Annotated in this window: 28 protein-coding genes and 1 tRNA gene; 17 read left to right on the forward strand and 12 right to left on the reverse strand. The window is 68.5% G+C overall.

Going from position 1 to position 25,463, the window contains the following annotated elements; translation table 11 throughout:
* Nucleotide 1: 1 nt before the first annotated feature.
* From ITJ59_RS02565 to ITJ59_RS02600, 8 genes are all read left to right on the forward strand, one after another.
* A complete protein-coding gene (locus ITJ59_RS02565) occupies nt 2-841 on the forward strand; it encodes an urea amidolyase associated protein UAAP1 (protein WP_194649564.1) in 840 nt (279 codons plus the stop codon).
* Nucleotides 841-1,545 carry an urea amidolyase associated protein UAAP2 gene (locus ITJ59_RS02570; protein ID WP_194649565.1) on the forward strand — a complete coding sequence of 235 codons (705 nt, stop codon included), beginning with the start codon at nt 841-843 and terminating at the stop codon, nt 1,543-1,545. Before ITJ59_RS02565 ends, ITJ59_RS02570 begins: the two co-directional genes overlap by 1 nt.
* Before the next feature lie 32 nt (nt 1,546-1,577).
* Nucleotides 1,578-5,261 carry an urea carboxylase gene (uca, locus tag ITJ59_RS02575; RefSeq protein WP_323749376.1) on the forward strand — a complete coding sequence of 1,228 codons (3,684 nt, stop codon included), beginning with the start codon at nt 1,578-1,580 and terminating at the stop codon, nt 5,259-5,261.
* The gene (atzF, locus tag ITJ59_RS02580; protein ID WP_323749377.1) at nt 5,258-7,024 is read left to right on the forward strand and encodes an allophanate hydrolase; all 1,767 of its coding nucleotides are present in this window, start codon (nt 5,258-5,260) and stop codon (nt 7,022-7,024) included. Before uca ends, atzF begins: the two co-directional genes overlap by 4 nt.
* Before the next feature lie 23 nt (nt 7,025-7,047).
* Nucleotides 7,048-7,740, forward strand: coding sequence for a TetR/AcrR family transcriptional regulator (locus ITJ59_RS02585; RefSeq protein WP_194649566.1), 693 nt, complete (start codon nt 7,048-7,050; stop codon nt 7,738-7,740).
* A 45-nt stretch (nt 7,741-7,785) separates the two neighbouring features.
* Nucleotides 7,786-8,379 carry a biotin transporter BioY gene (locus ITJ59_RS02590; RefSeq protein WP_194649567.1) on the forward strand — a complete coding sequence of 198 codons (594 nt, stop codon included), beginning with the start codon at nt 7,786-7,788 and terminating at the stop codon, nt 8,377-8,379.
* 79 nt (nt 8,380-8,458) lie between these two features.
* The gene (locus tag ITJ59_RS02595; protein ID WP_194649568.1) at nt 8,459-8,884 is read left to right on the forward strand and encodes a hypothetical protein; all 426 of its coding nucleotides are present in this window, start codon (nt 8,459-8,461) and stop codon (nt 8,882-8,884) included.
* A 67-nt stretch (nt 8,885-8,951) separates the two neighbouring features.
* Nucleotides 8,952-9,371 carry a MauE/DoxX family redox-associated membrane protein gene (locus tag ITJ59_RS02600; RefSeq protein ID WP_194649569.1) on the forward strand — a complete coding sequence of 140 codons (420 nt, stop codon included), beginning with the start codon at nt 8,952-8,954 and terminating at the stop codon, nt 9,369-9,371.
* Nucleotides 9,372-9,435: 64 nt separating this feature from the next.
* Here ITJ59_RS02600 and ITJ59_RS02605 read toward each other — a convergent pair whose 3' ends face one another.
* The 4 genes from ITJ59_RS02605 to ITJ59_RS02620 all read right to left on the reverse strand — a co-directional run bounded on the left by ITJ59_RS02605 (nt 9,436) and on the right by ITJ59_RS02620 (nt 13,322).
* A complete protein-coding gene (locus ITJ59_RS02605; RefSeq protein WP_194649570.1) occupies nt 9,436-11,271 on the reverse strand; it encodes an acid phosphatase in 1,836 nt (611 codons plus the stop codon).
* A gap of 148 nt (nt 11,272-11,419) precedes the next feature.
* Nucleotides 11,420-11,671 (reverse strand): hypothetical protein, encoded by a 252-nt coding sequence (locus ITJ59_RS02610; protein ID WP_194649571.1) that lies wholly within the window; start codon nt 11,669-11,671, stop codon nt 11,420-11,422.
* Between the two features lie 198 nt (nt 11,672-11,869).
* Nucleotides 11,870-12,034 (reverse strand): hypothetical protein, encoded by a 165-nt coding sequence (locus ITJ59_RS02615; RefSeq protein ID WP_194649572.1) that lies wholly within the window; start codon nt 12,032-12,034, stop codon nt 11,870-11,872.
* Between the two features lie 125 nt (nt 12,035-12,159).
* Nucleotides 12,160-13,322 (reverse strand): IS3 family transposase gene (locus ITJ59_RS02620; RefSeq protein ID WP_194649573.1). Its coding sequence is split into 2 segments (ribosomal slippage): nt 12,160-13,040 and nt 13,040-13,322, totalling 1,164 coding nucleotides; the frame shifts between segments, so codons are not numbered across the junction.
* A 74-nt stretch (nt 13,323-13,396) separates the two neighbouring features.
* On the opposite strand from ITJ59_RS02620, the gene ITJ59_RS02625 reads away from it, so the two are divergent.
* Nucleotides 13,397-13,708, forward strand: coding sequence for a hypothetical protein (locus ITJ59_RS02625; RefSeq protein ID WP_194649574.1), 312 nt, complete (start codon nt 13,397-13,399; stop codon nt 13,706-13,708).
* Nucleotides 13,709-13,921: 213 nt separating this feature from the next.
* Here ITJ59_RS02625 and ITJ59_RS02630 read toward each other — a convergent pair whose 3' ends face one another.
* On the reverse strand, nt 13,922-14,770 hold the full coding sequence (locus ITJ59_RS02630; RefSeq protein ID WP_194649575.1) for a hypothetical protein: 849 nt from the start codon (nt 14,768-14,770) through the stop codon (nt 13,922-13,924).
* A 199-nt stretch (nt 14,771-14,969) separates the two neighbouring features.
* Here ITJ59_RS02630 and ITJ59_RS02635 point away from each other — a divergent pair, with 199 nt between their 5' ends.
* From ITJ59_RS02635 to ITJ59_RS02645, 3 genes are all read left to right on the forward strand, one after another.
* Nucleotides 14,970-15,164 (forward strand): hypothetical protein, encoded by a 195-nt coding sequence (locus tag ITJ59_RS02635; protein WP_194649576.1) that lies wholly within the window; start codon nt 14,970-14,972, stop codon nt 15,162-15,164.
* A 244-nt stretch (nt 15,165-15,408) separates the two neighbouring features.
* Nucleotides 15,409-16,056: a recombinase family protein gene (locus ITJ59_RS02640; RefSeq protein ID WP_194649577.1), complete on the forward strand. Its 648-nt coding sequence runs from the start codon at nt 15,409-15,411 to the stop codon at nt 16,054-16,056.
* 316 nt (nt 16,057-16,372) lie between these two features.
* Nucleotides 16,373-16,873 carry a hypothetical protein gene (locus tag ITJ59_RS02645; RefSeq protein WP_194649578.1) on the forward strand — a complete coding sequence of 167 codons (501 nt, stop codon included), beginning with the start codon at nt 16,373-16,375 and terminating at the stop codon, nt 16,871-16,873.
* Between the two features lie 63 nt (nt 16,874-16,936).
* Here ITJ59_RS02645 and ITJ59_RS02650 read toward each other — a convergent pair whose 3' ends face one another.
* The 4 genes from ITJ59_RS02650 to ITJ59_RS02665 form a co-directional block, all read right to left on the reverse strand.
* Nucleotides 16,937-17,581 (reverse strand): hypothetical protein, encoded by a 645-nt coding sequence (locus tag ITJ59_RS02650; RefSeq protein WP_194649579.1) that lies wholly within the window; start codon nt 17,579-17,581, stop codon nt 16,937-16,939.
* A gap of 76 nt (nt 17,582-17,657) precedes the next feature.
* On the reverse strand, nt 17,658-18,737 hold the full coding sequence (locus ITJ59_RS19535; RefSeq protein ID WP_323749378.1) for a tyrosine-type recombinase/integrase: 1,080 nt from the start codon (nt 18,735-18,737) through the stop codon (nt 17,658-17,660).
* 16 nt (nt 18,738-18,753) lie between these two features.
* Nucleotides 18,754-19,074: a hypothetical protein gene (locus ITJ59_RS02660; RefSeq protein WP_194649581.1), complete on the reverse strand. Its 321-nt coding sequence runs from the start codon at nt 19,072-19,074 to the stop codon at nt 18,754-18,756.
* A gap of 115 nt (nt 19,075-19,189) precedes the next feature.
* A tRNA-Ser gene (locus ITJ59_RS02665) sits at nt 19,190-19,279 on the reverse strand.
* A gap of 143 nt (nt 19,280-19,422) precedes the next feature.
* Between ITJ59_RS02665 and ITJ59_RS02670 the strand changes: the two genes are divergently transcribed.
* On the forward strand, nt 19,423-20,388 hold the full coding sequence (locus tag ITJ59_RS02670; RefSeq protein ID WP_228510766.1) for an SGNH/GDSL hydrolase family protein: 966 nt from the start codon (nt 19,423-19,425) through the stop codon (nt 20,386-20,388).
* Nucleotides 20,389-20,398: 10 nt separating this feature from the next.
* Nucleotides 20,399-21,760 carry a DNA repair protein RadA gene (gene radA / locus ITJ59_RS02675; RefSeq protein ID WP_194649583.1) on the forward strand — a complete coding sequence of 454 codons (1,362 nt, stop codon included), beginning with the start codon at nt 20,399-20,401 and terminating at the stop codon, nt 21,758-21,760.
* Between the two features lie 4 nt (nt 21,761-21,764).
* On the opposite strand, the gene ITJ59_RS02680 is transcribed toward radA, so the two are convergent.
* The gene (locus tag ITJ59_RS02680) at nt 21,765-22,148 is read right to left on the reverse strand and encodes an SseB family protein (protein ID WP_194649584.1); all 384 of its coding nucleotides are present in this window, start codon (nt 22,146-22,148) and stop codon (nt 21,765-21,767) included.
* A gap of 281 nt (nt 22,149-22,429) precedes the next feature.
* Between ITJ59_RS02680 and ITJ59_RS02685 the strand changes: the two genes are divergently transcribed.
* Nucleotides 22,430-22,636 carry a cold-shock protein gene (locus tag ITJ59_RS02685; protein ID WP_194649585.1) on the forward strand — a complete coding sequence of 69 codons (207 nt, stop codon included), beginning with the start codon at nt 22,430-22,432 and terminating at the stop codon, nt 22,634-22,636.
* Nucleotides 22,637-22,710: 74 nt separating this feature from the next.
* A complete protein-coding gene (locus tag ITJ59_RS02690; protein WP_194649586.1) occupies nt 22,711-23,442 on the forward strand; it encodes a DUF3800 domain-containing protein in 732 nt (243 codons plus the stop codon).
* A gap of 93 nt (nt 23,443-23,535) precedes the next feature.
* On the opposite strand, the gene ITJ59_RS02695 is transcribed toward ITJ59_RS02690, so the two are convergent.
* Both ITJ59_RS02695 and ITJ59_RS02700 read right to left on the reverse strand, forming a co-directional pair.
* Complete coding sequence (locus tag ITJ59_RS02695; protein ID WP_194649587.1) at nt 23,536-24,216, reverse strand: hypothetical protein; 681 nt, start codon at nt 24,214-24,216, stop codon at nt 23,536-23,538.
* 64 nt (nt 24,217-24,280) lie between these two features.
* On the reverse strand, nt 24,281-24,823 hold the full coding sequence (locus ITJ59_RS02700; RefSeq protein ID WP_194649588.1) for an amino-acid N-acetyltransferase: 543 nt from the start codon (nt 24,821-24,823) through the stop codon (nt 24,281-24,283).
* A 98-nt stretch (nt 24,824-24,921) separates the two neighbouring features.
* Between ITJ59_RS02700 and ITJ59_RS02705 the strand changes: the two genes are divergently transcribed.
* Nucleotides 24,922-25,374: an SRPBCC family protein gene (locus ITJ59_RS02705; protein ID WP_194649589.1), complete on the forward strand. Its 453-nt coding sequence runs from the start codon at nt 24,922-24,924 to the stop codon at nt 25,372-25,374.
* Nucleotides 25,375-25,463: the final 89 nt, after the last annotated feature.

A 25,463-nucleotide genomic window follows, 5' to 3' on the forward strand; every position in this document is an offset into this window, starting at 1 on the left:
CGTGCGCGACCTCCACCAGACCGACAGCGTCCTCGCCTCGCGTTCCGACGCCCGCGCGCAGGCCGGCTCGCAGTCCGAGTACATGCCGTACCTGCCGGCGTCGACGTCACCGTTCGCCCCCGAGGGCGTCGACCCCGCGCAGCTGGTGTGGGCCGAGACGGTGGCGCCGGGCGGGTACACGCACAAGGTGCTGGCCCGCGGCTCGCGGATCCGGTTCGACGACCCGACGGGCGAGGCCTGCGCGGGCGTCCTGGTGTTCAACGCGCTCGAACCGTGGGAGCGGCTCAACGTCGCCGACACGCAGAAGATCCCGTGGCAGGCGTACCTCGGCCAGGGCTCACCGCTCCTGAGCGGTGACGGCCGGGCCCTGGCGACGGTGGTCGAGGACACCTCCGGACACCACGACGCCTTCTGCGGCACGTCGACCGACGCGTGGAACGAGCGGAAGTACGACGGCGCGGCACCCGAGGGTCCGACGCCGAGCGGCCGGTCGCTCTTCGCCAAGGCCGCGGCCAAGCACGGCTTGACGAAGCGCGACCTGCCGCCGAGCGTCTCGTTCTTCCAGGGCGTGCGGATCGACGGCCAGGGCGACATGACCTTCACCGGGTCGGCCGGCCCCGGGCACCACGTCACCCTGGTCGCCGAGCTGCCGCTGCTCGTGCTCGTCGCGAACGTCGCGCACCCGATCGACCCCCGGCCGGACTACGCCGTCGGTCCGCTCCGGGTGCACGCCTGGCGCGGGGCACCGACGACCGACGCGGACGAGCGGTTCACGGCCACGCCGGAGCTCACCCGCGCCTACCGGAACGCGATCGACTACGCGGAAGCACGAGGCCTCTGATGACCGACACGACGACCCACACCCGCACCTCCACCGTGCCGGTCGGTACTGTCCACGCCCCCGACGTCACCCTCGACTGGAGCGAGTCCCTCGTGCCCGGCACGGTCGTCCGCGACGACCGGGTCGCACCCCTCGCGCCGTGGTCCGCCGTGGTGCGGGCCGGCCAGGTCCTCACCATCGTCGACGTCGGCGGCAACCAGAGCGCCGACTGCCTGGTCTACGACGCCCACGACCCCGACGAGCGCTACAGCGTGCCGGACACCCTGGCCGCGCAGGGCAACGCCTACGTCCGCACCGGCACCGTGCTGATGTCGAACGAGGGGCGACCGCTGATGACCGTCGTCGGCAACGAGATCGACCGGCAGGACACCATCGGCGGCGCCTGCTCGAAGGAGTCCAACACCCTGCGGTACGGCCACCACACGCAGTACCAGCACGGCTGCCGCGAGAACTTCCTGGCCGAGGCCGGCCGGCACGGCCTCGGCGCGCGGGACATCGTGTCGAACCTGAACTGGTTCATGAACGTGCCGGTCGAGGCCGACGGTGCCCTCGGGATCGTCGACGGCATGAGCGCACCGGGCAAGCGCGTCGCCGTGCGGGCCGAACGAGACGTGCTCGTCATCGTGTCGAACTGCCCGCAGATGAACAACCCGTGCAACGACTTCTCGTGCACCCCGCTGCGCATGATCGTGGTCCAGCCGTGACCGCCGCGCCCGACCCCACCGGGACCGCTACCGTGAACCAGACCCCTGTGCTCAGCACCGACACCGTCCTCGTCGCGAACCGCGGCGAGATCGCCCGGCGGATCATCCGCTCCGCCAAGGCCCTCGGCATGCGCACCGTCGCCGTCTACTCCGACGCCGACCGTGCCGCACCGCACGTCCGCGAGGCCGACGTCGCCGTCCGCCTCGGCCCGGCACCCGCACGTGACTCGTACCTGCGCGTCGATGCCGTCGTGCAGGCAGCCAAGGACACCGGCGCCGGGCTCGTGCACCCCGGCTACGGCTTCCTGTCCGAGAACACCGAGTTCGCCGCGGCCTGCGAGGCGGCGGGCATCCGCTTCGTCGGACCGACCGCCGACCAGATCGTCCGGTTCGGCGCGAAGCACACCGCCCGCGAACTCGCCGCCGCGGCCGGGGTCCCGATGCTCGCCGGCACCGGCCTGCTCGCGAGTGCCGACGACGCCGTCGAACAGGCGGAGCGCATCGGGCTGCCCGTCATGCTCAAGGCCACCGGCGGCGGGGGCGGGATCGGCATGCAGGCCTGCGCCACCCTCGACGAGGTGCGCGCGGCCTACGCGAGCGTCGAGCGGACCGCAGCCGCCGCGTTCGGCTCGACCGGCATCTTCCTCGAACGCCTGGTCCGACCGGCCCGGCACGTCGAGGTCCAGCTCTTCGGCGACGGGCAGGGACGCGTCGCCGTGATCGGCGACCGCGACTGTTCGCTCCAGCGCCGCAACCAGAAGGTCATCGAGGAGGCTCCGGCCCCGGCACTCCCCCAGCACGTCCGGGAGGCACTGCACACGTCCGCCCGTCGGCTCGCCGAGAGCGTCGGGTACCGCAGCGCCGGCACCGTCGAGTTCGTCTACGACCCGGTGCGCGAAGAGGCCTCGTTCCTCGAGGTGAACACGCGACTGCAGGTCGAGCACCCGGTGACCGAGGAGGTCTACGGCGTCGACCTCGTCGCACTCATGCTCCGGCTGGCCCGCGACGGCGCCGACGGCATCGACGACGACGTCTTCGACCGCACCTGGACCCCGAACGGCCACGCCGTCGAGGCCCGCGTCTACGCCGAGGACCCCGCCAAGGGCTCCCTGCCGTCGAGCGGGCTGGTGACGCAGGCCGTGTTCCCCACGGCGACCGACACGACCGGCACGAACGGCACGACCGGCGACTCCACCGGCCTCCGGGTCGACGGCTGGGTCGAGACCGGCTCCGAGGTCTCCGCGTTCTACGACCCGATGCTCGCCAAGGTCATCGCGACCGGCGAGACCCGTGACGACGCCCTCGACCGGCTGCGCGACGGCCTGGCCGCCACCCGGATCGACGGCATCGTCACGAACACCGGACTGCTCCGCACGCTGACCGACGACCTCGAGCTCCGCACCGCCACGCACTCCACGTCGACGCTCGACGAGACCGACGACCCCGACCCCCGGATCGACGTCGTCGCCCCGGGCACCATGACGATGATCCAGGACCTGCCCGGCCGGGTCGGCTACTGGCAGGTCGGTGTCCCGCCGAGCGGCCCGTTCGACGCCGCGTCCTTCGCCGAGGCGAACCGCGCCGTGGGCAACCCCGACGGCGCCCCCGCGCTCGAGATCACGGCGACGGGTCCGACGCTCCGCTTCTCGACCACGGGCGTCGTCGCCCTCACCGGCGCACCGGTGCCGGCCACCCTGGACGGCGACCCCGTGCCGCTCTGGGAGCCGATCGAGGTCGGTGCCGGACAGACCCTGACGATCGGGACGGCCCCCGGCCCTGGGCTCCGCACCTACCTGGCCGTCCGCGGCGGCTTCGACGTCCCCACCTACCTCGGCTCCACCGCGACCTTCACGCTCGGCGGCTTCGGCGGCCACGCGGGTCGCGCGCTGCTCGCCGGCGACGTCCTGCGCCCCGGCTCCCCGGACTCCGACGCGGCGCACCCTGCCTTCCCCACCGGCACCCGCCTGGGTCTGGTCGGCGGTCCGACCCCGGCCGCGCACCGCACCGCCCTGACCGACGTGTGGGAGATCGGCGTCACCGAGGGCCCGCACGCCGCCCCGGACTTCTTCACCCGCGCCGACCTCGACGTCTTCTACGCCACCGACTACGGCGTGCACCACAACTCGGCGCGCACCGGCATCCGGCTCATCGGGCCCCGACCTGAGTGGGCGCGGACGGACGGCGGCGAGGCCGGCCTGCACCCGTCGAACATCCACGACACCCCGTACGCGGTCGGCGCGATCGACTTCACCGGGGACACCCCGATCATCCTGGGGCCGGACGGCCCCTCGCTCGGAGGGTTCGTCTGCCCCGCCGTGGTCGCCAGCGGCGACCTGTGGAAGCTGGGCCAGCTCCGACCCGGTGACACGGTCCGGTTCGTCCCCGTCCGCGAAGCCGACGCCGCCGCGCTCGACGCGCACCGGGCCTCCCGGTCGGTCCCCCGCACCGGAGGCGACGGCGACGACGGCGTGCTCACGCGCCTGGAGGCGACCGACGTCCGACCGAGCGTCGCGTACCGACGCGACGGCGACGACAACGTGCTCGTCGAGTACGGCGACATGACCCTCGACATCGCCCTGCGGATGCGTGTGCACGCGCTCATGACGAAGCTGCAGGAACACACGCCGAAGGGTGTCCTCGACATCACCCCGGGCATCCGCTCGCTGCAGGTGCACACCGACGCGTCCGTGCTCAAGGCGCGCGACGTCGCCGGGCTGCTCCGCGAACTCGAGGACGAGATCCCGCCCACCGACCAGCTCGTCGTGCCGTCGCGCACCGTCAAGCTGCCGCTGTCGTGGGACGACCCGGCCACCCGGCTGGCGATCGAGCGGTACATGAACGGCGTCCGGAACGACGCCCCGTGGACCCCGTGGAACATCGAGTTCATCCGCCGGATCAACGGGCTGGAGAGCGTCGACGACGTCTTCCGCACCGTGTTCGACGCGAGCTACCTCGTGCTCGGCCTCGGCGACGTGTACCTCGGTGCCCCGGTCGCCACCCCGCTCGACCCCCGGCACCGGCTGGTCACCACGAAGTACAACCCGGCCCGCACCTGGACGGCCGAGAACTCCGTCGGCATCGGCGGCGCCTACCTGTGCATCTACGGCATGGAGGGGCCCGGCGGCTACCAGTTCGTCGGCCGCACCGTGCAGATCTGGAACCGGTTCCGCCGCGGCGGTCTGTTCCAGGAGCACCCGTGGGCACTGCGGTTCTTCGACCGGATCGAGTGGTACCCGGTCGGCGCCGACGAGCTGCTCGAACTGCGGGCCGAGACCGACGCCGGGCGGGGCTCGTTCGAGACCGTCGAGGGCGAGTTCTCGATCGCGTCGTACAACCGGTTCCTCGACGCGAACGCCGGGTCGATCGCCGACTTCCGGGCGCAGCAGGCGCGCGCGTTCGGCGAGGAGAAGGACCGCTGGCGGGCCTCGGGCGAGTTCGACGTGCGCGACGAGCCGGTCGCCGTCGCGGCGGACGAGATCGTCGTGCCCGCCGGAGCGACGGCGGTGACCGCGCCGTTCACCTCGACGGTGTGGCAGGTGGACGTCCGGCCGGGCGACCGGGTGGACGCGGGACAGAAGCTGCTGGCCGTGGAGGCGATGAAGATGGAGTCGATGGTGCACGCACCGGTGCAGGGGCACGTGTTGGAGGTCTACATCAAGCCGGGCGACCAGGTCGCACCGGGGCAGGTCCTGGCCGCGATCGGAGCGGGAGCGTGAGCGGGGCCTTGTCCGCGTCCGGCGCGTCCGGCGCGTCGGCCGCGTCCGTCGCGGCCCGCGTCCGCGACGCCTTCGCCCGCATCGACGCCGTCGACCGGCCCGAGGTCTGGATCACCCTGCGCGACCGCACCGCGGTGCTGGCCGAGGCACTCGCCGTGGACCCGGCCCTGCCCCTGGCCGGCCTGCTCTTCGCCGTCAAGGACAACATCGACGTCGCCGGCCTGCCGACGACCGCCGCGGCCCGCTCCTACGCGTACGAACCCGAGGCCGACGCGACCGCCGTCGCCCGCCTGCGCGCCGCCGGCGCGGTCGTGCTCGGCAAGACGAACCTCGACCAGTTCGCGACCGGCCTGGTCGGCACCCGTTCGCCGTTCGGCGCAGTCCGGAACGCCTGGGACCCGACCCGCATCTCGGGAGGGTCGTCGAGCGGCTCCGCCACCGCCGTCGCCCTCGGCATCGTCGACTTCGCGCTCGGCACCGACACCGCCGGCTCGGGCCGCGTGCCCGCGGCGCTCGGCAACCTGGTCGGCGTGAAGCCGACGAAGGGGCTGGTGCCGACCACGGGCGTCGTGCCCGCCTGTCGTTCGCAGGACTGCGTCACGGTCTTCGCCCGGTCGCTCGACCTCGCCCGCACCGCCGCCGAGTTGATGGCCGGCCCGGACGACGTCGACCCCCTCGCCCGCCCCGACCTGGCCCTCGCCGACCTGCCGGCCGTCCCGCGCATCGCGGTCCCGCTGCCGTCCCAGCTCGAGGGCCTCGCCCCCGGCTGGGCCGACGCCTTCGCCGCGGCCGTCGACCGGTTCCGCGCGCTCGGCCACGACGTGGTCGAGGTCGACATCGCGCCCCTCCTCGACGCAGCGTCGCTGCTCTACAACGGTGCCTTCGTCGCCGAGCGCTACGCCGCCGTCGGCGCACACGTCGAGGCGCACCGCGACCTGGTCGGCGACGACCTGGACCCGTCGGTCGCCACGATCGTCCTCGGTGGCGCCCGGCCGACCGCCGCAGAGCTCTTCGCCGACCAGGAACGCCTCGACGCCCTCGGTGCCGCCGGTCGCGCCGCCCTCGCCGGCACGACCGCCCTCCTCACCCCCACCACGACGTGGCACCCGACCCTCGAGCAGGTCGCGGCCGACCCGCTCGGCGCGAACAGCCGGATGGGCCGGTACACGAACTTCGCGAACCTGCTCGACATGGCCTCGCTCGCCGTGCCCGCCGGCTTCGTCGACGGGCTGCCGTTCGGCGTCATGCTCACCGGTCCGGCGTTCACCGACCGACGGCTCGCGGCGCTCGGCGACGCGTTCCTCGCGCCCAGCGTCGACCTGCTGGTCGTCGGAGCGCACCTGCGCGACCAGCCCCTGAACGGACAGCTGGTCGCGTCCGGCGGATCGTTCGTCCGGGAGGCCCGCACCGCGTCCGACTACCGGCTGTACGCCCTCGACACGGTGCCGCCCAAGCCCGGGCTGGTCCGGGTGGCGCCGGTCGCGTCCGGCGGTGGCGGGCTCGCGTCCGGCGGTGCTGCGGTCGCGTCCGGCGGCGCTGCGGCTGCGGCGCTCGGCGCCGGCATCGCCGGTGAGGTCTGGCGGCTGCCTGCGGCTGGGTTCGGCACCTTCGTGGCGTCCCTGCCCGCGCCGATGGCCATCGGCGCCGTGGCGCTCGAGGACGGCACCGAGGTCACCGGCTTCCTGGTCGAGCCCTTCGCCGTCGAGGGCGCACTCGACATCACGGCGTTCGGCGGCTGGCGGGCCTACCGCGAGCAGGCATGACGCCGCGCTGGGAGGATGACTCCATGCCCTCCGACGACCGACCGGCCAGACCCGGCCGCCCGAGGGCCGTCCCGAACGGCGACTCGGCGCTCAGCCCCCGCGACCAGATCCTCGACGCCGCCGCCGCCCTGTTCGTCGAGCACGGCATCAGCGCCACCTCGACCCGGGCCATCGCGGAGCGGGTCGGCATCCGCCAGGCATCGCTGTACTACCACTTCGCCGGCAAGGACGACATGCTCGTCGAGCTCCTGACGACCTCGGTCCGGCCGAGCCTCGAGGTCGTCCGCGGGCTCGAGTCGCGGGTGCCCTCGTCGGCATCGGCCGCCGGCGCCCTGGCCGCGCTCGTCGTGATCGACGTCGAGACCCTCGCCCGGACCCCGCACAACATCGGCACGCTGTACCTGCTGCCCGAGGTGCAGGGCGAGCGCTACGACGGGTTCCGGGCCGAGCGCACCGAGCTGCAGGACACCTACGGGCGGCTCGGGTCGCTCGCTGCCGACTCCGACGTCGCCGCCGCGATCTCGCCTGTGCGGCTCGGTGGGATCCTCATCCAGCTCGCCGAGACCGTCATCCAGCTCCGCCGCGACGGGGCCGTCGAGGACGCCGATCGCGACGCCATCGTCGCGACCTGCCTGCGGGCATGCGGGCTCGACACCGCTGCCGTCGCGGATGCTCGGCGTGAGGCCGCGTCGTTGCTCGCCGCCGTCGCGGTCTGACCTGCTGTTCCGTTCGTCTCCGTCGTCCCTTCTGGAGGTTCTGCCATGACCGCGCTCTCGCCCACCGCGCACCGGCCACTCGCCGATGCCCTGCTCCCCCGCACCGCGGTCGTGAGCACCGCGCTCGTCCTCGGTGGAGCGCTGCTCACCGCCGGCGCCGCCCAGGTGTCCGTCCCGCTCTGGCCCGTCCCGCTCACCGGGCAGACGCTCGCCGTCCTCCTGGTCGGCAGTGCCCTCGGCGCGCGCCGCGGTGCCCTGTCGATGCTCGTCTACGCGCTCCTCGGAATCGTCGGGCTGCCGGTCTTCGCGGGTGGCTCGGCCGGAGTCGGCGTGCTCGTCAGTCCCTCCGGCGGCTACATCGTGGGGTTCATCGCCGCCGCAGCCCTGGTCGGGTGGATCGCCGAGCGCTTCGGGGACCGCCCCCTCCGCAACTCGGTGCTGTCCTTCGCACTCGGCACCGTCGTGACCTTCGCGGCCGGCATGGCGTGGCTCGCGGTGTCGCTCGGGCTCGACCTGCAGCAGACGCTGGAGTACGGGCTGTACCCGTTCGTCATCGGCGGGGTCGCGAAGGCCCTGATCGGCGCCAGCGTGATCTCGCTCGGATGGGCCGTCGCGGGCCGTCGGCGCACCGGGCGCTGATCCGCCCGGGCGCCCGCGCAGGGTGCACACTCCGTGCGAGGCCGCCCACTGCGTGTTAGGTTGTGCACAACATGATTGGATGCAACAGATGACGCGGGTCGCCGGAGTACTCCTCGCCGCGCACGGTGCTGGCACCTTGCTCGTCGACCCCCTGCGGCAGCGAGCCCGACGGATGCAGGCGCACGGCTTCGCTCCCGGGCTGCCGCACGCGGTGCTGGTCCCGCTCCTCGAACTCGCGGCCGGCACCGCCATGACCCGCACCGGGGCGCCCGCCCTGTTCGGCGCTGCAGCGGCAACCGCGCTCGGAGCCGTCCGCACGGGCGCCGACCTCGACGACCGGACCCGTACAGCGGGTACCGTCGCCGCCGCCGGCCTCACCGCCGTCGGAGCCGGCGCCGTCATCACCGCGACACGGGGTCGGGCGCGCAGCGGCTTCCTCGTCGTCATCGGCGCGGTGGTCGCCTTCGAACTGGTCCGCCGCCGGCGCGTGCTCCACGCCACCTGATCGCAACTCCGCCTGACCGCCACTCCGCTCGTTCCCGCAGCAGTCCTGCACGAAAGGCACGCCACCGATGACCTCCCGCCACCGCACCACCCGCTCGACCAAGCCCCGCACCGTCGTCCGCATCCTGCTCGGTGCCGCCATGACCTGGGCGGGCATCAGCCACCTCACCGTCGCCCGCGAGGAGTTCCGCGCCCAGGTGCCGAAGTTCGTCCCCCTCGACCCCGACGTGACAGTCCTGGCCTCGGGCATCGCGGAGATCTCCCTCGGCGCCGCGCTCATGCTGCTCGTCCGCCGCCAGGCCACCGTCGGCTGGGTCGCAGCCGTGTTCTTCACCGCGATCTTCCCCGGCAACATCGCGCAGTGGATGCACCACCGCGACGGCTTCGGGCTCGACACCGACACCAAGCGTTTCGTCCGACTGCTGTTCCAGCCCGTTCTGATCGCCGTCGCGCTCTGGGCCACGAACGCCCTGCGCAAGCGCCGCTGACGCAGACGGGGCGGGGCGCGATCAGATCGCCCCGCCCCGCTTCGCCGTACCCGGCGCTCGTGCCTCAGGCGCGGTGGCCGTGCTTCGTCGCGTTGGCGTTGATCAGGTGGAGTTCGTTGCCCTGGCGCTGCAGCACCGGCTTGTACCCGGCGGGCAGGCCGGCGACGCGGAGGGTGCGGAAGTTCGCACCCTTCGCGATCCGGTCCGCCGTGATCAGCACGATGTCGTTCGCCACGGTCGTGCCCTTGGCGACGTGCACGCGCAGGGTTCCCCCGAACGACGCCGTGCCGGCAACGCGGACGGCCACACGCGGTCCCGAGACGCTCAGCGACAGTGCGGAGTCGGCGCGCTGCGTGAGGTCACCGCCGATGCGGATCGTCCTCGTGCTCGCTTCGGCGAGCGTCCCGGAGATGGTCGTCACCGATCCCTTGCCGAGCGCGCCAGCCGAGTCCGCGGCCAGCGTCCCACCGCGGATGACGGTGCCACCGGTGTAGCCGTTCGTTCCGGCGAGTGCGAGGGTGCCGGTACCCCGCTTGACCAGCGACCCGGTGCCGCCGATGTTGTTGCGCCAGGTGCCGGCGGCGTTCAGCCCCTTCGCGGCGGCGTCCATCGAGACCGACACCGCGCCGTCGAACGCTCCGTAGCCGGACGCTGCCGAGAACAGGTCGAGTCGTCCCCACCCTTCCGCGTCGTCCAGCAGCGGGTAACCCGACGGCAGTGCGGTCGTCCGGAGCACCTCCCGGATCTGGTCGTCGCTGAGGTACGGCAGGCGGGTACGGAGGAGCGCTTCTGCGCCCTTCGGCACCGTGGCGGGGACCGTCGTCGCGCCGGACCTGGTGAACCCGTACGTCAACCGCTTGCGGTACGCGGCCTTGTCCGCGGCGTAGTCGGCGTACTGATCGACCGCAGCCGGCGTGGCGGCGGCGAGCACCTTCTCCGCTTGCTCGTGCGCCTGCTGCGCGAGCTGCGTGTTGGCCGGGTCGTCCAGGATCGCTGCCGCCAGTGCGGTCGACAGGACTCGTCCTCCCATGACGTCGAGCGGCGAGTGCATCCCCGCGATGATGCGACTGTTGCCGATCTCGGAGCCGTTGGTGAGGAGCTCGGTGTACTTCTCCGGGTACGCGTACGCGAAGGCCAAGGACGCCAGGTAGCCGGCGTTGGTGTGTCCGCTCGGGAACCCGCCGTCGGTGGCGGGGGTCGGGGACTTCTCGGGGACGAGCTGCGGCAGGACCTGCACATCCTGGCTCTGCCGGTACGGCCGTGGGTACTGGTAGTACTTCTTCGCATTGTTGGCGGAGGACGTGTTGCCGCGCAGGGTGTTCACCAGCTGGACGACGTCGCCGAGCTCGGAATCGGTGTCCGCCCACGAACCGTTCGCGTTGCCCTGGTCGACGTACTGCTTCGTCGTGGCGTCTGCCGGGATCTCGTCCGGGATCGTGGTGCCCGCGTTCGTCGCGGTCTTCACCGTGCCGGACAGGTCACCGAAGCCCGCGATGGCAGAGTAGTTCTGGTTCCGTCGGTCGAACAGGTACGCCTCGTGCCCCTGCGCATCCGTCCGGGTGTGCGTGGCCCTCGCTGCCCGCGCAATGTTCGAGTCCAAGATGCGCTGTGCGGCGGCGTCGACGGCGACCCCGTTGTCCCACGACGATCCCGGGTGCCACAGGTTCCCGAACTGCGACAGCACGCCGATCGCGGCGTTCGTCTCAGGCGTGGTGGCCGCAGAGGTGTTCGTCGTGTAGGTGTCGACGAAGTACCCGTAGGCGCCCGGTCGCGGCGCGGTCTGCGGTGTCGCCGCAGATGCTCCCGCGGGAGCGATCAGGGACACGGTGCACGCCACCGCCAGGACACTCAGCACCGTGCGGGTTCGGCTACTTGGAACGGCGATCAGGGACGGGCGCATGGCGTTCTCTCCACTCGAAGCGTGGTCACACGGTCCGGTGACACAGAGAGGAAGCGTGGCGCAGGCTCGTGAACCGGAAGTGGCACAGGCGTGAACCGTTGCCGTACCCGCTGCTGCGGCGAGATCGCCCGTCCCGACTACGCAAGGGTCAGCGCAGCGCCGCCGCCTCTCTGCGGATGCGCTCGATGCACTCTCGGGCAGTGAGCTCGTCGCTCGAGATCGTCTCCGTCCAGCCGGACGTGCGCGCCATGTCCAGTGGGCCGAGCCACATCGGGAGGCCGAGGTCCTTGCGCCACCAGCGCTTAATGGCCGCTTCGACCTTCAGGGCGTCTGCGCCGACCTGGAACCACTCGAGGTTCAAGATCGTCCAGCCTTCGATCTGGAAGAGGTCGAGACGCACGGTGCCCTCGTTAGTGATGCCTACCTTGAACGAATGCAAGTCTGGGTGCTCGAGGAAGTAGACGAAGCCCGGCTTCGACTGCTGGAAGCCACGATCCGCACAGACCGGGCAGCCTTGGTCGTGCGAGCGGTTGTTTACGGTGGAGCGCCACTGACACGGCTTCCTCGGGCACCCAGCGTCCACGCCGGCGCACACCCATCAGCGACGCCCCTGCGGCTTCAGGGACCGCTTCTTGATCCGGTCCATCGGCAGCCGCACGTGGTGCACGAAGACCACGTCACCGTCCGCCTGCTCAACGAACCCGGGGCACGTCTGCAGGCCCGACCGGGTGAACTCGACCCGCACCGCCCGGTAGCCAGACACTCGCTCCGGCGCCGGCGGAGCGTCGATGCCAGGCGGCTGACCCTCGGGCGGATCAGGGTGGATCGGCGGCGCCCACCGGTTGGGTTGAAGGTTGGGACTGCTGCAGGTTTGGTTGACTCGTTCGTTTAGGCCGCAAGTGCGACCTGTGGATTGATGATCGTCTCGTACTCGATTGGGGTCAACTTCCCGAGACCACGTTGGCGTCGTTTCCGGTGGTAGGTGCCCTCGATCCAGGTGATGATCGCCAGCCGGAGTTCCTCCCGGGTGGACCAACGTTTCCGGTTGAGGACGTTCTTCTGCAGCAGGGCGAAGAACGATTCCATCGCCGCGTTGTCCGCGCACGCACCTACTCGACCCATCGAGCCGAGCAGCCCGGCACCATCGAGCGCCCGGATGAACTTCTTCGACCGGAACTGACTACCCCGGTCCGAGTGCACAACAGTTCCGGTCGGGTTCCGGCGCTGCACCGCCATCTGTAGAGCCGCGACAGCGAGCGAGGACCGCATCCGATCGCTGATCAAGTAGCCCACGATCCGGCGAGAGCACGCGTCCTTGATCGCACAGAGGTAGAGCTTGCCTTCCCCTGTCGGATGCTCCGTGATGTCCGTCAGCCACAACCGATCCAGATCCGGCGCCATGAACGCACGCCGGAACCGGTCGTCGTGCACCGGCGGCCCCGCCTTCCGTGTCAGGCCGCGCTTCTTCGCATGCAGCGACCACAGCCGCTGCGCCGAACACAACCGCCACACCCGCCGCTCGGACACCCGGTGGCCGGCAGCATGAAGGTCATCGGCGATGAACCGGTATCCGAACGTCGGATCGTCGCGGTGCGCATCGATCGCCGCGTTCGTCAGATGCGCGTCGTCCCGGTCCCGATCGCTCACCGGACTGGCGCGCCACCGATAGAACGCCTGCTTCGAGAAACCCAGCACCCGGCAGGCCACCGCGACCGGAATTCGATCGTCGGCGAGTTCGAGGACCAGCGGGTAGATCATTTTGGGAGTTGGGACTGGGCGAAGTACGCCGCCGCCCGGCGGAGGATCTCGTTTTCCTGCTCGAGGAGCCGGATCCGTTTCTGGGCTTCCCGCAGCTCGGCCTGCTCGACCGCCTTCGCCGACGGAGACGCTGCCGACCCGTTGCCGTCGTCGCGGTCCGCCAGCCGGAGCCAGCGGGCAAGACAGGTCTCGGAGATCCCGAAGTCCTTCGCGACCTGCCGCACCGACGTCTCCCCCTTCCGGGCCACCGCGACCACGTCGCGGCGGAACTCTTCCGGATACGCCTTCACCATGGCGCACATCCTTCCAGCAGGCGCCGATGCCCCTACCTCTCAGGAGTCAACCCAACCTGCAGCAGTCGCTTCCGATGTACCGAATCAAGCTGGGCGCACTGGCTCTGACCACTGCCCTCGCCATCACTGCTGGCGTGACCTCGCTCGTTGCGCCTGGGCCAGCAACCGCCGAGGCGCAGGCCGTCAACTGGGCGCGTAAGACTCGTACGCTCAGCATCTGGCCTTCGGAAGCGCCGCAGGCCGTGGGCGTCGGTGCGGTCCAGGTGCGCGTCACCTATCCCGGCACGATCACTCGAGTTTCAGTTAGTAAAGGCTGGAAGGTCGCGAGCCAGAACGCATCGAGCTTCGCACTCACCAACACCGCACCCTTCATTGCCCGCGGTTAGGACCGTGATGCTGTCTCGTCCGTGACCATCCGAGTCGATGGAAACTTCAAGGCTGAGCCGTCCGCCGTGGAGAAGCTTCGCGGTGGTTCAGCGCTGATGACTGGCGACGACCTCGATGTGGGGCGCTTGCGCTTCCGCTGAGTTGATCTGACACCACTGCTGAGCTGCGCTCCTACCGAGGGCGCGGCTCAGCCTTGTCTGGCGTGGACCGGGCTACCTTGCCGCAGTGGGGACGACTACTCCAGAGGTGAGCCACTGAACGAGCGTCGCGGCGAGGATCACTGCACCGCGGGCTTCTTCGAGTGTGGCGTCGGTGTACTCCGGCCGCCCGTGCCTGCTTTCGTGACCTCGCCAGAGCGTGCGCATCATGGCGGCGAGCGTCTTCGAGTTCGGCGCCCTGTCGCTGTCCCGGAAGATGAGCGTCCATTTGGGACTGTCCCCTTCGAGAAGCGAGAACACACTGGCGAGGGTCGGCTCCTCCTTGCCAGTCGGCATTAGTGAGAGCGCCGCTGTCTCGACGGCGACGACGGCGTGGCTGTAGGCCACTGAAGCACGGGGGTTGGTGCCGTATGCATCGAGCCAAGCCTCCCGCAACTTCGCGGACGCCACATCAGTCGCACTCAGGGCGTTACTTACTGCCTCTCGAACCCCGTCGGGTACCCGTTTTGTTAGCCGAGCATGCAGGCCATTCCACCGAGTGATCGCCCAAGCCGAACCTCCTTCGCTCAGCATGCGCTCGAGCGGGTGTTCAGTCCCAGGTTGGAACTGCGAGCGGCTCGCCAGGTAGTCGATGAGGTTGGTGAACTCGGCGTCGTCAACCTGGCGAAGGTGTGGCAGGACCTGGTTCTGCCAGTGGAGGAGTGTGTCGGCCTGGAAGCCGAGATCGGTGTGGGCTGCGTTCTGGAAGTCAACGAACTTGGTCGAGTAGGCGTACCCGCTACTGACCTTGATCTGGCCCTGCATCCACCCGAAGATTGCTTCGCGCAGGTACTCGGGGAAATCTTCCCGCAAGGCGTCTTCTCGACCCGTCGGGATCACCGGGCTCCAGGCTTCTTTGCTCACCCGAACATCATAGCTGCGGGTGCCGACTTTGTGGTGTCGCACACCTCCTGCCCCTCGGCAGGCAGTACGCCGGTCGAGCCGGCTTCCTGGAAAGTGTTCCTGATCTTCGGTTGGTGAACACGGGAGGAGTGAGCTGTTCCGATATTCGTCTGGTGGTTCTCGAACTGTGTTCATTGAACGCAACCAGGGAGACACCAAAATGAACGACTTCACGCCCGCTCAACGGGCCAAAATCAGGCGCCGGACCTACCAGCTCGCAATGCGCGCCGTCGACGAGGCTCGCTTCCCCGATCCCAATCGGACGAAGACCAAGAAGCTCGCTCGCTACCTCTTCGGCCATCGGGAGGAGTGGCCGGTGTACCTCAGCGATGAGGTCGGGGAGACGCTGCGATGAGGATCAGCGGCCTTCCCGAGGCGGTCCAGGTTACCGAGGAGCTGCTCTGGTCCGAAGCCGGCAAGTTGGTCCCGCCCCATCGTCTCCGCTTGGAGCTGACTACGGAGCCGGACCAGTACCGGGTGAGCTGGCTCAGTCCCGAGGACGGCTTCGAGTACCGCTCTCTCGTTACCCGCATCACGCTCACCGCTCATCAGTTCGAAGCCTGGCAAACATGGCTCGACTCGATCCTAGAAGGAAGATCATGACCGCATACCGACTCGATTACGCCCGAGTGTCCACCGTCAACCAGAGGAACGACAATCAGCTCGATCAGCTTCGCGGTGCGGGCTGCACCGAGCTGTTCTCCGATCATGCTGTATCCGGGTCGAAGAATCATGAGCGCAAGGAGTACCGCGCTCTCTTCGAGCGAGTGCGCGAGCTTCGAGTGCAAGGGCACGAGGTTACGGTCTGTGTGGTCAAGTTCGACCGCTTCAGCCGATCGCTTCAGGCGCTACTCACCGGAGTGGAGGAGCTAGGTCAGCTCGGGGCGAGCTTCACTGCTTTGGCTGACTCCTTCACCTACGACGCCAACTCGCCCATGTCCAGGCCCATGCTCCAGATGCTCGGCGCGCTGGCTGAGTTTGAGCGCTCGCTCGTCACGAGCCGGATGAGCGAGGGCATGGAGGCCAAGGTCGCCAAGGGATTGCGGTCGAGGTCAGAAGCTCAAGCTGAAGCTAGCCGAGGTCAGCGCGATCCGTTTCGCCTACGCCCAGAGTCTCACCTCGGAAGCGGACCCGTCCGAGCACTTGACTCCTGGCAAGCTCGCCAAAGATTGGGGAGTGTCCCGTTCCACCATCGTCCGGGCCCTGGAGCTACCCGCCTTCGAGAAGCCGTACTTCTCACTCGATGAGTGGCAGGCAGCAAAGGAGCAGGCCGATGCTGCATAAGATTCGCAGGCAGCTCATCCTCTGGAGCGTGGCAGTGATCGCTGTGATCTTCGCGCTCCGGTTAGTCGCTGACTTCTTCGATTAGAACCACCCACAGGAGAGGCCGGGGGCACAGGCCCACCCCTGGCCTTTCCTCATGTCGGAGTGACCGTAGCCTGCGGTGTGAGGCGCTTTCCGCCGTCTGTCGCACATGGTCATTGTCCTACTCGAGAAGCGCGCAGACGGGCCGCCACAACTCGGCCCGGTCGTCAACCGGAGCGACCCTCATATACTGCTGGCGTGGATCAGCAACCCGAGAGCCGCGAGTCCGCTGCTCAGGACAAGATTGACGAGCCGGCGCCAGAGGACGCTGGCGGCGGTAACGGCGCGAAGAACTGGCTTGCGGACTATGAGCGCTCAAACCGGCCCCCCTTCCGTGTCCGCGTCTGGGAGAAGCCGCAGCTCCTCCAACTAGTTGCGAAGAACCTCGACATTGCGTTCCGCCACGACGTCGGGACGAGCACGCTTCGCAGAGTGTCGGAGATCCTGAGTGCCGAAAGCGAGCTTGCGGATCGACTCTGGTACGAGCGTAAGCCTCTCGATGAGAATGTCGATCTCTACGATTGCGCCGATGACATCAAGGCCGGCATGCTTGCTGCGAAGCGCGAGATGGAGCAGCAGTACTGCGTCGAGGAGTTGGCGAAGGATGTGGAGTCCGACTGGAACTGGGGCTATCTGTCCGGCCGCATCTCAGCTCTGCGCTGGGTCCTCGGTGAGGACTGGGGCATGCTGGACAGCTAGCTTCGATTTGCGCACTCGAGATCCACACGCGCGCACAGCGCGTGGCCGTTTCGTCAGCAGTCGCTAGCTCGGGACGGGGATTACGCCGAAAATCTGCAGCGCGATGATCCCGACTGTCACGACAATCCCCGCTCCTAGCGAGACGATAATCCCGTCTCGGTTCTGTACGAACCACCGCCTGAAGCCCCACTTCACACCACCCACCTTGAGCATCGGCTCGCTCACGGTCGGACTCGAACCGGCGTTCGCGTTGTGGCGAACTGGTAAAACCTTCAGTGCAGCCTCACTCCATCGTTTGCGCCGCCGATAACTACCCAAGACACGCTCGACGCTGTATCGGAACGCTTCCGTGTCGACTAGGAGCGGGGTGCGCCAGGTGAAGCTGATCGAACTCGCCATACCATCCTTGATCCAGATATTGGCGTCACAAGACCTCATCTCGTGATTGGCCCAATGATTAGCATAGATCGAGATGTCACGCATTGGGCCGCCGTACTCTTCGACCCTGGCTTGGAGCTCCGTCAGGTCCTTACCAGTGAACCTGATATGGGATAGCGAAGACGCTTCGTATTCAACCTCCACCTGCTTCCAAAGCTCGCCGAAGCAAATCTCGAACAGAGCTCGAGTGTCCTCGGCTATTCGCCAAGGGCTCGCCGAAGCACTGGCCGCGAACGACACCGATGCTTCTTGAGAGAAGCTGTCACGCATGAGTTATTCCTCCGGGTCGGGTCGAGATCCAAAGGAACCTCTAGCGAATACTACTCACTCTTCCCTCCACCAGCATCTACGCCTCACCGTAAAACCCCTCCACATACTGGAGGCTGGTTTTTGAGGCACGGAGTGCAACATCTGCCGAGGAGTAAGTCGCGATCTGCGCATCGGCGTTCTTCGGACTCCAACCCATCATGGCAATGAGGTCGTCCCGATCCGCTCCCCCGTCGATGAGGACAGTTGTAGCAATGTGGCGGAGCGTGTGTACCGTGAGATCCATGGGCAGATGCTTGATCGAGGAGATCAGCTCCTCCAACGCTGATCGATCCCGTTGCGCATAGATCGGCTTACCGTCCTCCCTGATGAAGAGGAGTTCGTCCAGTCCGTCGCCGCTCTCGGGGTGGAAGGTCCGAAGCTTTCGCCGTGCTCGCTGCTTATTCCGGTGCTCAATGAGCATTTGCCAGGCGCGCTCCGAGATGACGATTTCCCGGTAACTGCTCTCGGTCTTGGTGCGCTGTAGGACCCAGCGAGTCTCCCCAATGCGCTTTGGGCAGTTACTCGTTTGCCGCCCACAGCTCCAGCGCCCGGTTGCATGGTCGAGAGTGCAGCCGTGTTCAGCGCTCACTCGCTGGAGCTGCTGCTTGACGATGATCCGGCGTCCCCGGTCCTTCGGCCTTGCTCCGTCGAGGCTGTCGTCCGTCAGACCGAGCACTTCTCCCTGGCGCATACCGAGCAAGCCGCAGAACCAGCGAGCTTCCTGATCTGCCTTCCGGGCTTCGACCATCAGATACTTGCCGAGGAACTTGGACGCTCGCCGGATCGCCTTCGTGCTCTCGATGGCCTTGCTCTTCTTCGCTGGCGGTTTGAGTCCCAGCATGGGATGGGTGGTGAGTTTGCCATCCCGCAGGTAGTAGTCCATGGCGCTCCGCAGACATACGAACACCTGGCGAATGGAGTCCGGACCCAACCCCTTGGCGGGCAGCGTTGTGTCGAAGAAGAGCCGGAGCTGATCGTAGGTGAGGAGCCGCACGGGAGCCGTGCCGAAGGCCGGAAGTAGGTGGTTCCTAATCCGAACGTCGTACATGTGGATCGAGTTGGGAGCCAGCCCCTGGGTCTTGCGCTCTGTGAGCCAATCGATGAGGCAGTCGCCCACAGTGAGCAGAGCGATCCTAGGATCGGGGGGGCAAGCGTTCGGCGGGTTCGAGTCCGTAGGCCACCCGGAGCTTCAGTATTTTGAGGTCGCGCCGATCAATGGCTTCCCGCTCCGTGCGCGCCTGGGCAGTGATCTTCTGGGTCTTGGGACCCAGTTCAATGGTCTTTGCGGCCCAGTAGTAGGTATCTGTCGAGCCGTCTTTCCTGGTCCGCTGCACTGCGAAAACGGTGCCCTCACCGTCGGCTCTCTTCTTCGGCCGCCTCTCGCCCTTGGGGCCGTGCTTCTTCAACCCCGAGCGATCGAGACGGTCCATCTCGTCCTGGTCGAACTCGTACACGATTTCGATGATCGTGACATCAACTCACGAAGTCAACTCGCGCCGTGGTGTCGCACCACGAAAAAACCGCATAGCCTCGCGAGATTTGACTTCTCGTCGAGGCTATGCGGTTTCTTGGCGGTACCGGTGGGATTTGAACCCACGGTGGAGTTGCCCCCACACATGTTTTCGAGACATGATCCTTCGGCCGCTCGGACACGGTACCGGGAAAGATCTTACACGATCCGGGAGGCCCGTCACGACACCCGACGCCGGCCCACCCTCCACAGGCGGTCACATCCAGGGCTCTTCCCACACCCACAGGCCGCCCACGTCAACGACTCGATGACCGGGCGTACCGTCCACGGCATGAAGACCCGCACCCTCATCGCTCTCCTGACGTCCGTCCTCGGTGGGGCCGGTGTCCTCGGCGCCGCTGCCGTCGGGGCCCGTGCCGGGGTCAAGGGGCAGCGGGCGGCTGCGCAACGCGTGGTCGACATGCTGCCGATCCACGCCGACTGGTGGCACGAGCGGCAGCAGCACGAGGGGCAGCTCCTCTACGTCGCGATCGGTGACTCGGCAGCGCAGGGCGTCGGCGCGACCGTTCCGTCCCGCGGGTACGTGGGCCTGTTGGCGCGACGGATCCGGCACCGCTCCCACGAGTCGGTGCGGGTCGTGAACCTCAGTGTCTCGGGGTCGACGACGTGGGGTGCCAAGCGCGACCAGCTGCCGAAGCTCCGGCAGCACACGCCGGACATCTGCACGGTGTCGATCGGGGCGAACGACATCGCCGACTTCGATCCGGACAAGTTCGAGCGGAACATCCGGGCGATCTACGGCGCGGTCCCGTCGCACGCGGTGGTGGCCGAGCTGCCGTGCATGTTCGTGCCGGACCGCGAGCGCAAGGTGGCGGTGGCGAACGAGATCGTGCACCGGGTGGCCGCCGAGTTCGGGCTGACGGTGGCCCCGCTGCACACGATCACGAAGCGGGTCGGGGTCCGCCGCACGTTCTTCAACAGCTACGGCGACCTCTTCCACCCGAACGACCGCGGCTACGAGGTCTGGGCGAGCGCGTTCGAGCCCGCGGTGGACGCCCGCGTCGACACGGTCGCGGCGATCCGGCACTACCTGTCCGCGCGCGAAGCGGAGAACCTCGGGCGCGAGGCCGGGGCGGTGGCGAACGCCCGTGCCGAACAGGACACCGACGGCGCCGAGGCGCTCGACCACGCCAACCGGCGGAGTCCCGTCGAACGGATCCGCGATCGGATGACCGGGTCGATCGCCCTGCCCGACGAGCCGGCGCACCGCTCCGGCGATGTCGGCGGCACGGCCTAGCCTCGACGACATGGCCCGCCCGCAGTCCCTCTACCGTTGCACCGAGTGCGGCTGGACCAGTGTCAAGTGGGTCGGCCGCTGCGGCGAGTGCCAGACCTGGGGCACGGTCGAGGACTCCTCGGCAGCGTCGGCCAGCACCCGTGGCACCGCGGCCGTCGCCGTCACGGGCGCCCGTGCCGCTCGGCCCATCACCGAAGCCCGCGGCACGTCGGTGCAGCGGTGGCAGACGGGCATCGGCGAGTTCGACCGGGTGCTCGGCGGCGGGGTCGTGCCGGGGGCCGCAGTGCTGCTGTCCGGTGAGCCCGGTGTCGGCAAGTCGACGCTGTTGCTCGAAGTCGCGTCGCGCGCGGCGGCTTCCGGCAAGCGCGTCCTCTACGTCAGCGCGGAAGAGTCCGTCGACCAGGTCCGGCTCCGCGCAGAGCGCACCGGGGCGATGCACGACGACCTCTACCTGGCGAGCGAGGTCGACCTCGGCGTCATCATCGGGCAGATCGACCAGGTCAAGCCCGACCTGCTCATCGCCGACTCCGTGCAGACCATCTCCTCCAGCTCGATCGACGGCATCGCAGGGGGCACGTCCCAGGTGCGCGAGGTCGCGTCGACCCTGATCCGTATCGCGAAGGACCGCGCCCTGCCCGTCCTCATCGTCGGGCACGTCACAAAGGACGGCACGATCGCCGGCCCGCGGCTGCTCGAGCACCTGGTCGACGTCGTCTGCCACTTCGAGGGCGACCGGCAGACGGCACTGCGGTTCGTCCGTGCGTTGAAGAACCGGTTCGGCCCCACGGACGAGGTCGGGTGCTTCGACATGGGCGGCGACGGCATCCACGAGGTCCCCGACCCCAGTGGCCTCTTCATGTCGAAGAACACCACGCCGGTGTCGGGTACCTGCGTGACCGTTGCGCTCGAAGGACGTCGTGCTCTGCCGGTCGAGGTCCAGGCGCTCATCGTCCCGAGCTCGGCACCGCAGCCCCGCCGCGTCGTGAACGGCGTCGATGCGTCTCGCGTGGCGATGCTGCTCGCAGTGCTCGAACGGCGCGCGGGGCTCAAGCTCTCGGATGCCGACGTCTACGTCTCGACAGTGGGCGGCATGAAGCTCACCGAGCCCGGAGCCGACCTGGCGATCGCCCTGGCCCTCGCGAGCGCTGCCCGCGACCGCCCGTACCCGCACACCCTCGCGGCCGTGGGCGAGATCAGCCTGGCGGGTGAGATCCGACCGGCCACGGGGACGAAGCAGCGCGTGAACGAAGCCAGCCGGCTCGGGTTCACGACGGTCCTCGGCGCCGACTCCGGGCACCTACGCGAAGCCCTGCGCGTGGCGTTCTCGATGACCCAGTCAGCACGCGAGCGCGAACTCGACCGCGCGTTCTGAACGCCTACGCGCGCAAAGCGGCCAGCAGGTCCTGCGGTGTCGCCTGCATCGTGTGCGGTCCGGCGATGTCGAAGAACACACCCTCGAGCATGTCGAGGTGTGCGGCCAGGAACTCCTCGAGCCGCGGCCCGTCGTAGACCATGACCTGCCGGATCTTCTCGTCCGGCACCATCGCCGTGTAGGCGTCCGCCGACGAGAACAGCAGCAGGATGCGCTGCTCGGAGCCCTCTCGACCGAACACGCGCACCTGCATGTCCTTCTTGCCGGTGACGAGTCGGGGGACGATCACGATGTCGTTGCGGAGCGCGAACGCCACCGCAGCGACGTCCTGCTGCGCGAGCGCCTCCTCGAGCTGTTCGCTCCGGAAGCGCTGTTCCTTGTCTGCCATCAGATCAATTTCATCAGATTTCCGTGTTCCGCGGCTCCCACCTAGCCGATCTGGCCTGAGCACGCTAGCCTGGTGGTACCGCTTCGGCGGCGCTCAACGTTCGGGCGAGGTGGTTTGCCCCTCAACTCGGACTACCAGGGTCTCTGGCCATCACGGTCTGACCCCGAACCCGTCCCGCCGGCACCTGCCCGCGTGGCGCATCACCCCCGTCGACGTACGTCGGGGCTCCGCAGGTGCGATCGCACCCGGGCGGAACGCAAGAAAGCTAAGGAAACGCCATCATGGCATCTACCGGTATCGTCAAGTGGTTCAACAACGAAAAGGGCTTCGGCTTCATCGCCCCGGACGACGGAAGCGCTGACGTCTTCGCTCACTTCTCTGCCATCGCTGGCAACGGCTACAAGTCGCTGGAAGAGAACGCAAAGGTCGAGTTCGACATCACCGAAGGCCGTAAGGGCCCGCAGGCGGAGAACATCACCGTCCTCTGATTCACATCAGCTTCGAACGGCCCCGTCGTCTTCGGACGGCGGGGCCGTTTGCTGTTCGCTGACATGTTGGGGCGGTGCGCAGCGGATACATCGTCTACGTTGACGAGAGCGGGGACCACAGTCTCACGCGGATCAATCCCGACTACCCGATGTTCGTCCTCGCGTTCTGCGTCTTCCCCGTCGATGTCTACGTCGACCGGATCGTCCCGCTCATCCAGCGCATCAAGTTCGACTTCTTCAACCACGACATGGTCGTCTTCCACGAACGTGAGATGCGGCAGTCGGCACCACCGTTCGACATCCTCTTGAACGCGTCGGTCCGCAGCGCGTTCATGGCTCGGATCGACGCGGTGTTCGACGAGCGGTTCGGCGTGATCGCATCTGCGATCCGCAAACACGAGTTCGTGCGCCGTGTCGGAGAGGACACGAGCCCGTACCACGTCGCTCTCGAGTTCGGTCTCGAGCGCGTCTTCCTCCAGCTCCAGGATCGGGGAGCATCACGGTGCGAGACCTTCGTGGTCTTCGAGAGCCGCGGCCGCGCCGAGGACCGGCAGCTCGAAGCTGAGTTCGACCGGATCATGGCCACGACGAGGATGCGCGGGATGGCCGAGACGTTCCGCTTCCGGATCGCGAGCAAGCAGACGAACAGCGCCGGTCTCCAGATCGCCGATCTCGTCGCCCGCCCGATCGGCACGCATCTCCTCAAGCCCGACCAGCCGAACCGCGCGTGGGACCGCATCCTCGAGCGGATGCCGAAGTCGCCGTCCGGCTCCGAGAAAGGGTGGGGCTTGAAGGTGTACCCGTGAAAAGCGAGAACCCCCGGGAGTCCGGGGGTTCGACGCCGATCGGGCATTCCCAATCCACTTGCCTCGAGGCTACCAGCCCGCACCACACCAGGGCTACTGGAGGATGAACTGCACCGAGCTCTTCGACTCGAGGTTCCCCACCGCGACCTCCAGGTGGTAGCTCGCCCCGTCGGCAGACACCGCCGGCCGAGACGCGTCGCACGTCGTGCTCGACGACCGGGTCCGGTCCCACGTGATCGCCGGCGTCGTCAGGGTCTGCCCGGCCTTGATCGTGACGTCCTGGTTCGTGCCGCCGGTCTGGCAGTCCTTCGACGACCAGTACTGCTCCTCGCCCGAGCTGATCGTCAACACCTGCTGTGCTGACCCGAGGTCGAGGTGGCACGAGTTCGTGCCGGAGTTCTCGATCGACATGGCGATCTTCGGGTCCTCGGTCGGGCCGTAGGCCTGCTTGTCGAGGACGGGCGTCAGGACGACCTGGTCCTTGCTGCACGTCGCGCCGTCTGCAGCGGCACCAGAGGGCGCAGCGGACGCAGAACGGGACGGACCAGCGGACGAACCCCCACCAGTTGACGAGCCACCGGCAGTCGAAGCGCCACCAGCCGAGGCCGACGGCGACTGCGTCGGAGCAGCCGTCGGGGTCGACGCGCTCCCCCGCCCGACGACGATGAGCACGACCACCACGACGATGACCACGAGCGCTCCGAGCACGAGTGCTCGACGGCGCCAGTAGACGACCGGCTTCTCGGGTCCGACGGGGTGACGCAACGACGACATGCGCACAGGGTAGACACCCGCGGAAGCCCGGGCCGGGAACCCCGCCGGGGCCCGCACGAAAGCGTCAGAGGATCTTCAGCATGCGGGTGTTGCCGAGGGTGTTCGGCTTGACCCGGGCGAGGTCGAGGAACTCCGCGACCCCTTCGTCCGACGAGCGGACCAGTTCGGCGTAGACCGCCGGTTCGACGACCTGCTCACCGATCTCGAGGTACCCGTGCTTCGCGAAGAAGTCGACCTCGAACGTCAGGCAGAAGATCCGGGCGACGCCGAGTTCACGGCCGTCGTGTTCGAGTGCTTCGAGCATCCGGTGTCCGACGCGCTTGTGGATCCAGTCGGCGTCGAGCGCCAGCGTGCGGACCTCGGCGATGTCGTCCCAGAAGACGGCGAGGGCGCCGCAGCCGATCGGCACACCGTCGGGGCCCTCGGCGATCCGGAACTGCTGGATCGAGCCGTACAGCGCGACGTTCTCCTTGCCGAGCAGGATGCGCCGGTCGACGTAGGGCGCGATGAGCCGCTGGATGTGCGGGACGTCCGAGGCGAGTGCCGGTCGCACGAGGATCCCGTGCTCGTCACGGACGTCGAACGCGTGCTTCCCGTGCTCTGTCATCCCGACAACCCTAGCCGGGCGCGGTGGAACAGAACCCGACCGCTCCGGGGGACACCCTGCTGGACCGCGCCCAGGCAGCGCCGCCTACCGTCCACACCATGCCTCAGATCATCGAAACCGTCGACGTCAACGTCCCCGTCTCCGCCGCCTACGGCCAGTGGACCCGCTTCGAGGAGTTCCCGCACTTCCTCGACGAGGTCGAGAAGATCGTCCAGGTCGACGACAAGACCACCGACTGGACCGTGAAGGTCGCCGGCCAGGAGCGCGAGTTCCGCGCCGTCATCACCGAGCAGCACCCCGACGAGCGTGTCGCCTGGACCGTCAAGGACGGCGAGACCGACCACGCCGGTGTCGTCACCTTCCACAAGCTCTCCGACAACGAGACGCGCGTGACCGCGCAGATCGACTGGCAGCCCTCCGGCTTCCTCGAGAAGCTCGGCGCCGCGGTCGGCGTCGGTGGCCACGCCATCAAGAAGGACCTGCAGAACTACAAGGAGCGCGTGGAGTCGGCCCCGACCGACACGGGCTGGCGCGGCGACGTGCAGGCGTGATCACGGCCTGACACGTCCGCAAGCGGAAAGACGGGAGGCCCGGTGCCAGCTGGCACCGGGCCTCCCGTTTCGTCCGTGCACCGGTTTCG

The sequence above is a fragment of the Curtobacterium sp. VKM Ac-1393 genome (assembly GCF_015350995.1).
GTDB lineage: Bacteria > Actinomycetota > Actinomycetes > Actinomycetales > Microbacteriaceae > Curtobacterium.

Coding starts and splice junctions, on each gene's coding strand:
- ITJ59_RS02570 (WP_194649565.1), top strand. CDS start 841: ATGACCGACACGACGACCCACACCCGCACCTCCACCGTGCCGGTCGGT.
- ITJ59_RS02585 (WP_194649566.1), top strand. CDS start 7,048: ATGCCCTCCGACGACCGACCGGCCAGACCCGGCCGCCCGAGGGCCGTC.
- ITJ59_RS02590 (WP_194649567.1), top strand. CDS start 7,786: ATGACCGCGCTCTCGCCCACCGCGCACCGGCCACTCGCCGATGCCCTG.
- ITJ59_RS02595 (WP_194649568.1), top strand. CDS start 8,459: ATGCAACAGATGACGCGGGTCGCCGGAGTACTCCTCGCCGCGCACGGT.
- ITJ59_RS02600 (WP_194649569.1), top strand. CDS start 8,952: ATGACCTCCCGCCACCGCACCACCCGCTCGACCAAGCCCCGCACCGTC.
- ITJ59_RS02605 (WP_194649570.1), bottom strand. CDS start 11,271: ATGCGCCCGTCCCTGATCGCCGTTCCAAGTAGCCGAACCCGCACGGTG.
- ITJ59_RS02625 (WP_194649574.1), top strand. CDS start 13,397: ATGTACCGAATCAAGCTGGGCGCACTGGCTCTGACCACTGCCCTCGCC.
- ITJ59_RS02635 (WP_194649576.1), top strand. CDS start 14,970: ATGAACGACTTCACGCCCGCTCAACGGGCCAAAATCAGGCGCCGGACC.
- ITJ59_RS02640 (WP_194649577.1), top strand. CDS start 15,409: ATGACCGCATACCGACTCGATTACGCCCGAGTGTCCACCGTCAACCAG.
- ITJ59_RS02650 (WP_194649579.1), bottom strand. CDS start 17,581: ATGCGTGACAGCTTCTCTCAAGAAGCATCGGTGTCGTTCGCGGCCAGT.
- ITJ59_RS02670 (WP_228510766.1), top strand. CDS start 19,423: ATGAAGACCCGCACCCTCATCGCTCTCCTGACGTCCGTCCTCGGTGGG.
- radA (WP_194649583.1), top strand. CDS start 20,399: ATGGCCCGCCCGCAGTCCCTCTACCGTTGCACCGAGTGCGGCTGGACC.
- ITJ59_RS02680 (WP_194649584.1), bottom strand. CDS start 22,148: ATGGCAGACAAGGAACAGCGCTTCCGGAGCGAACAGCTCGAGGAGGCG.
- ITJ59_RS02685 (WP_194649585.1), top strand. CDS start 22,430: ATGGCATCTACCGGTATCGTCAAGTGGTTCAACAACGAAAAGGGCTTC.
- ITJ59_RS02695 (WP_194649587.1), bottom strand. CDS start 24,216: ATGTCGTCGTTGCGTCACCCCGTCGGACCCGAGAAGCCGGTCGTCTAC.
- ITJ59_RS02700 (WP_194649588.1), bottom strand. CDS start 24,823: ATGACAGAGCACGGGAAGCACGCGTTCGACGTCCGTGACGAGCACGGG.
- ITJ59_RS02705 (WP_194649589.1), top strand. CDS start 24,922: ATGCCTCAGATCATCGAAACCGTCGACGTCAACGTCCCCGTCTCCGCC.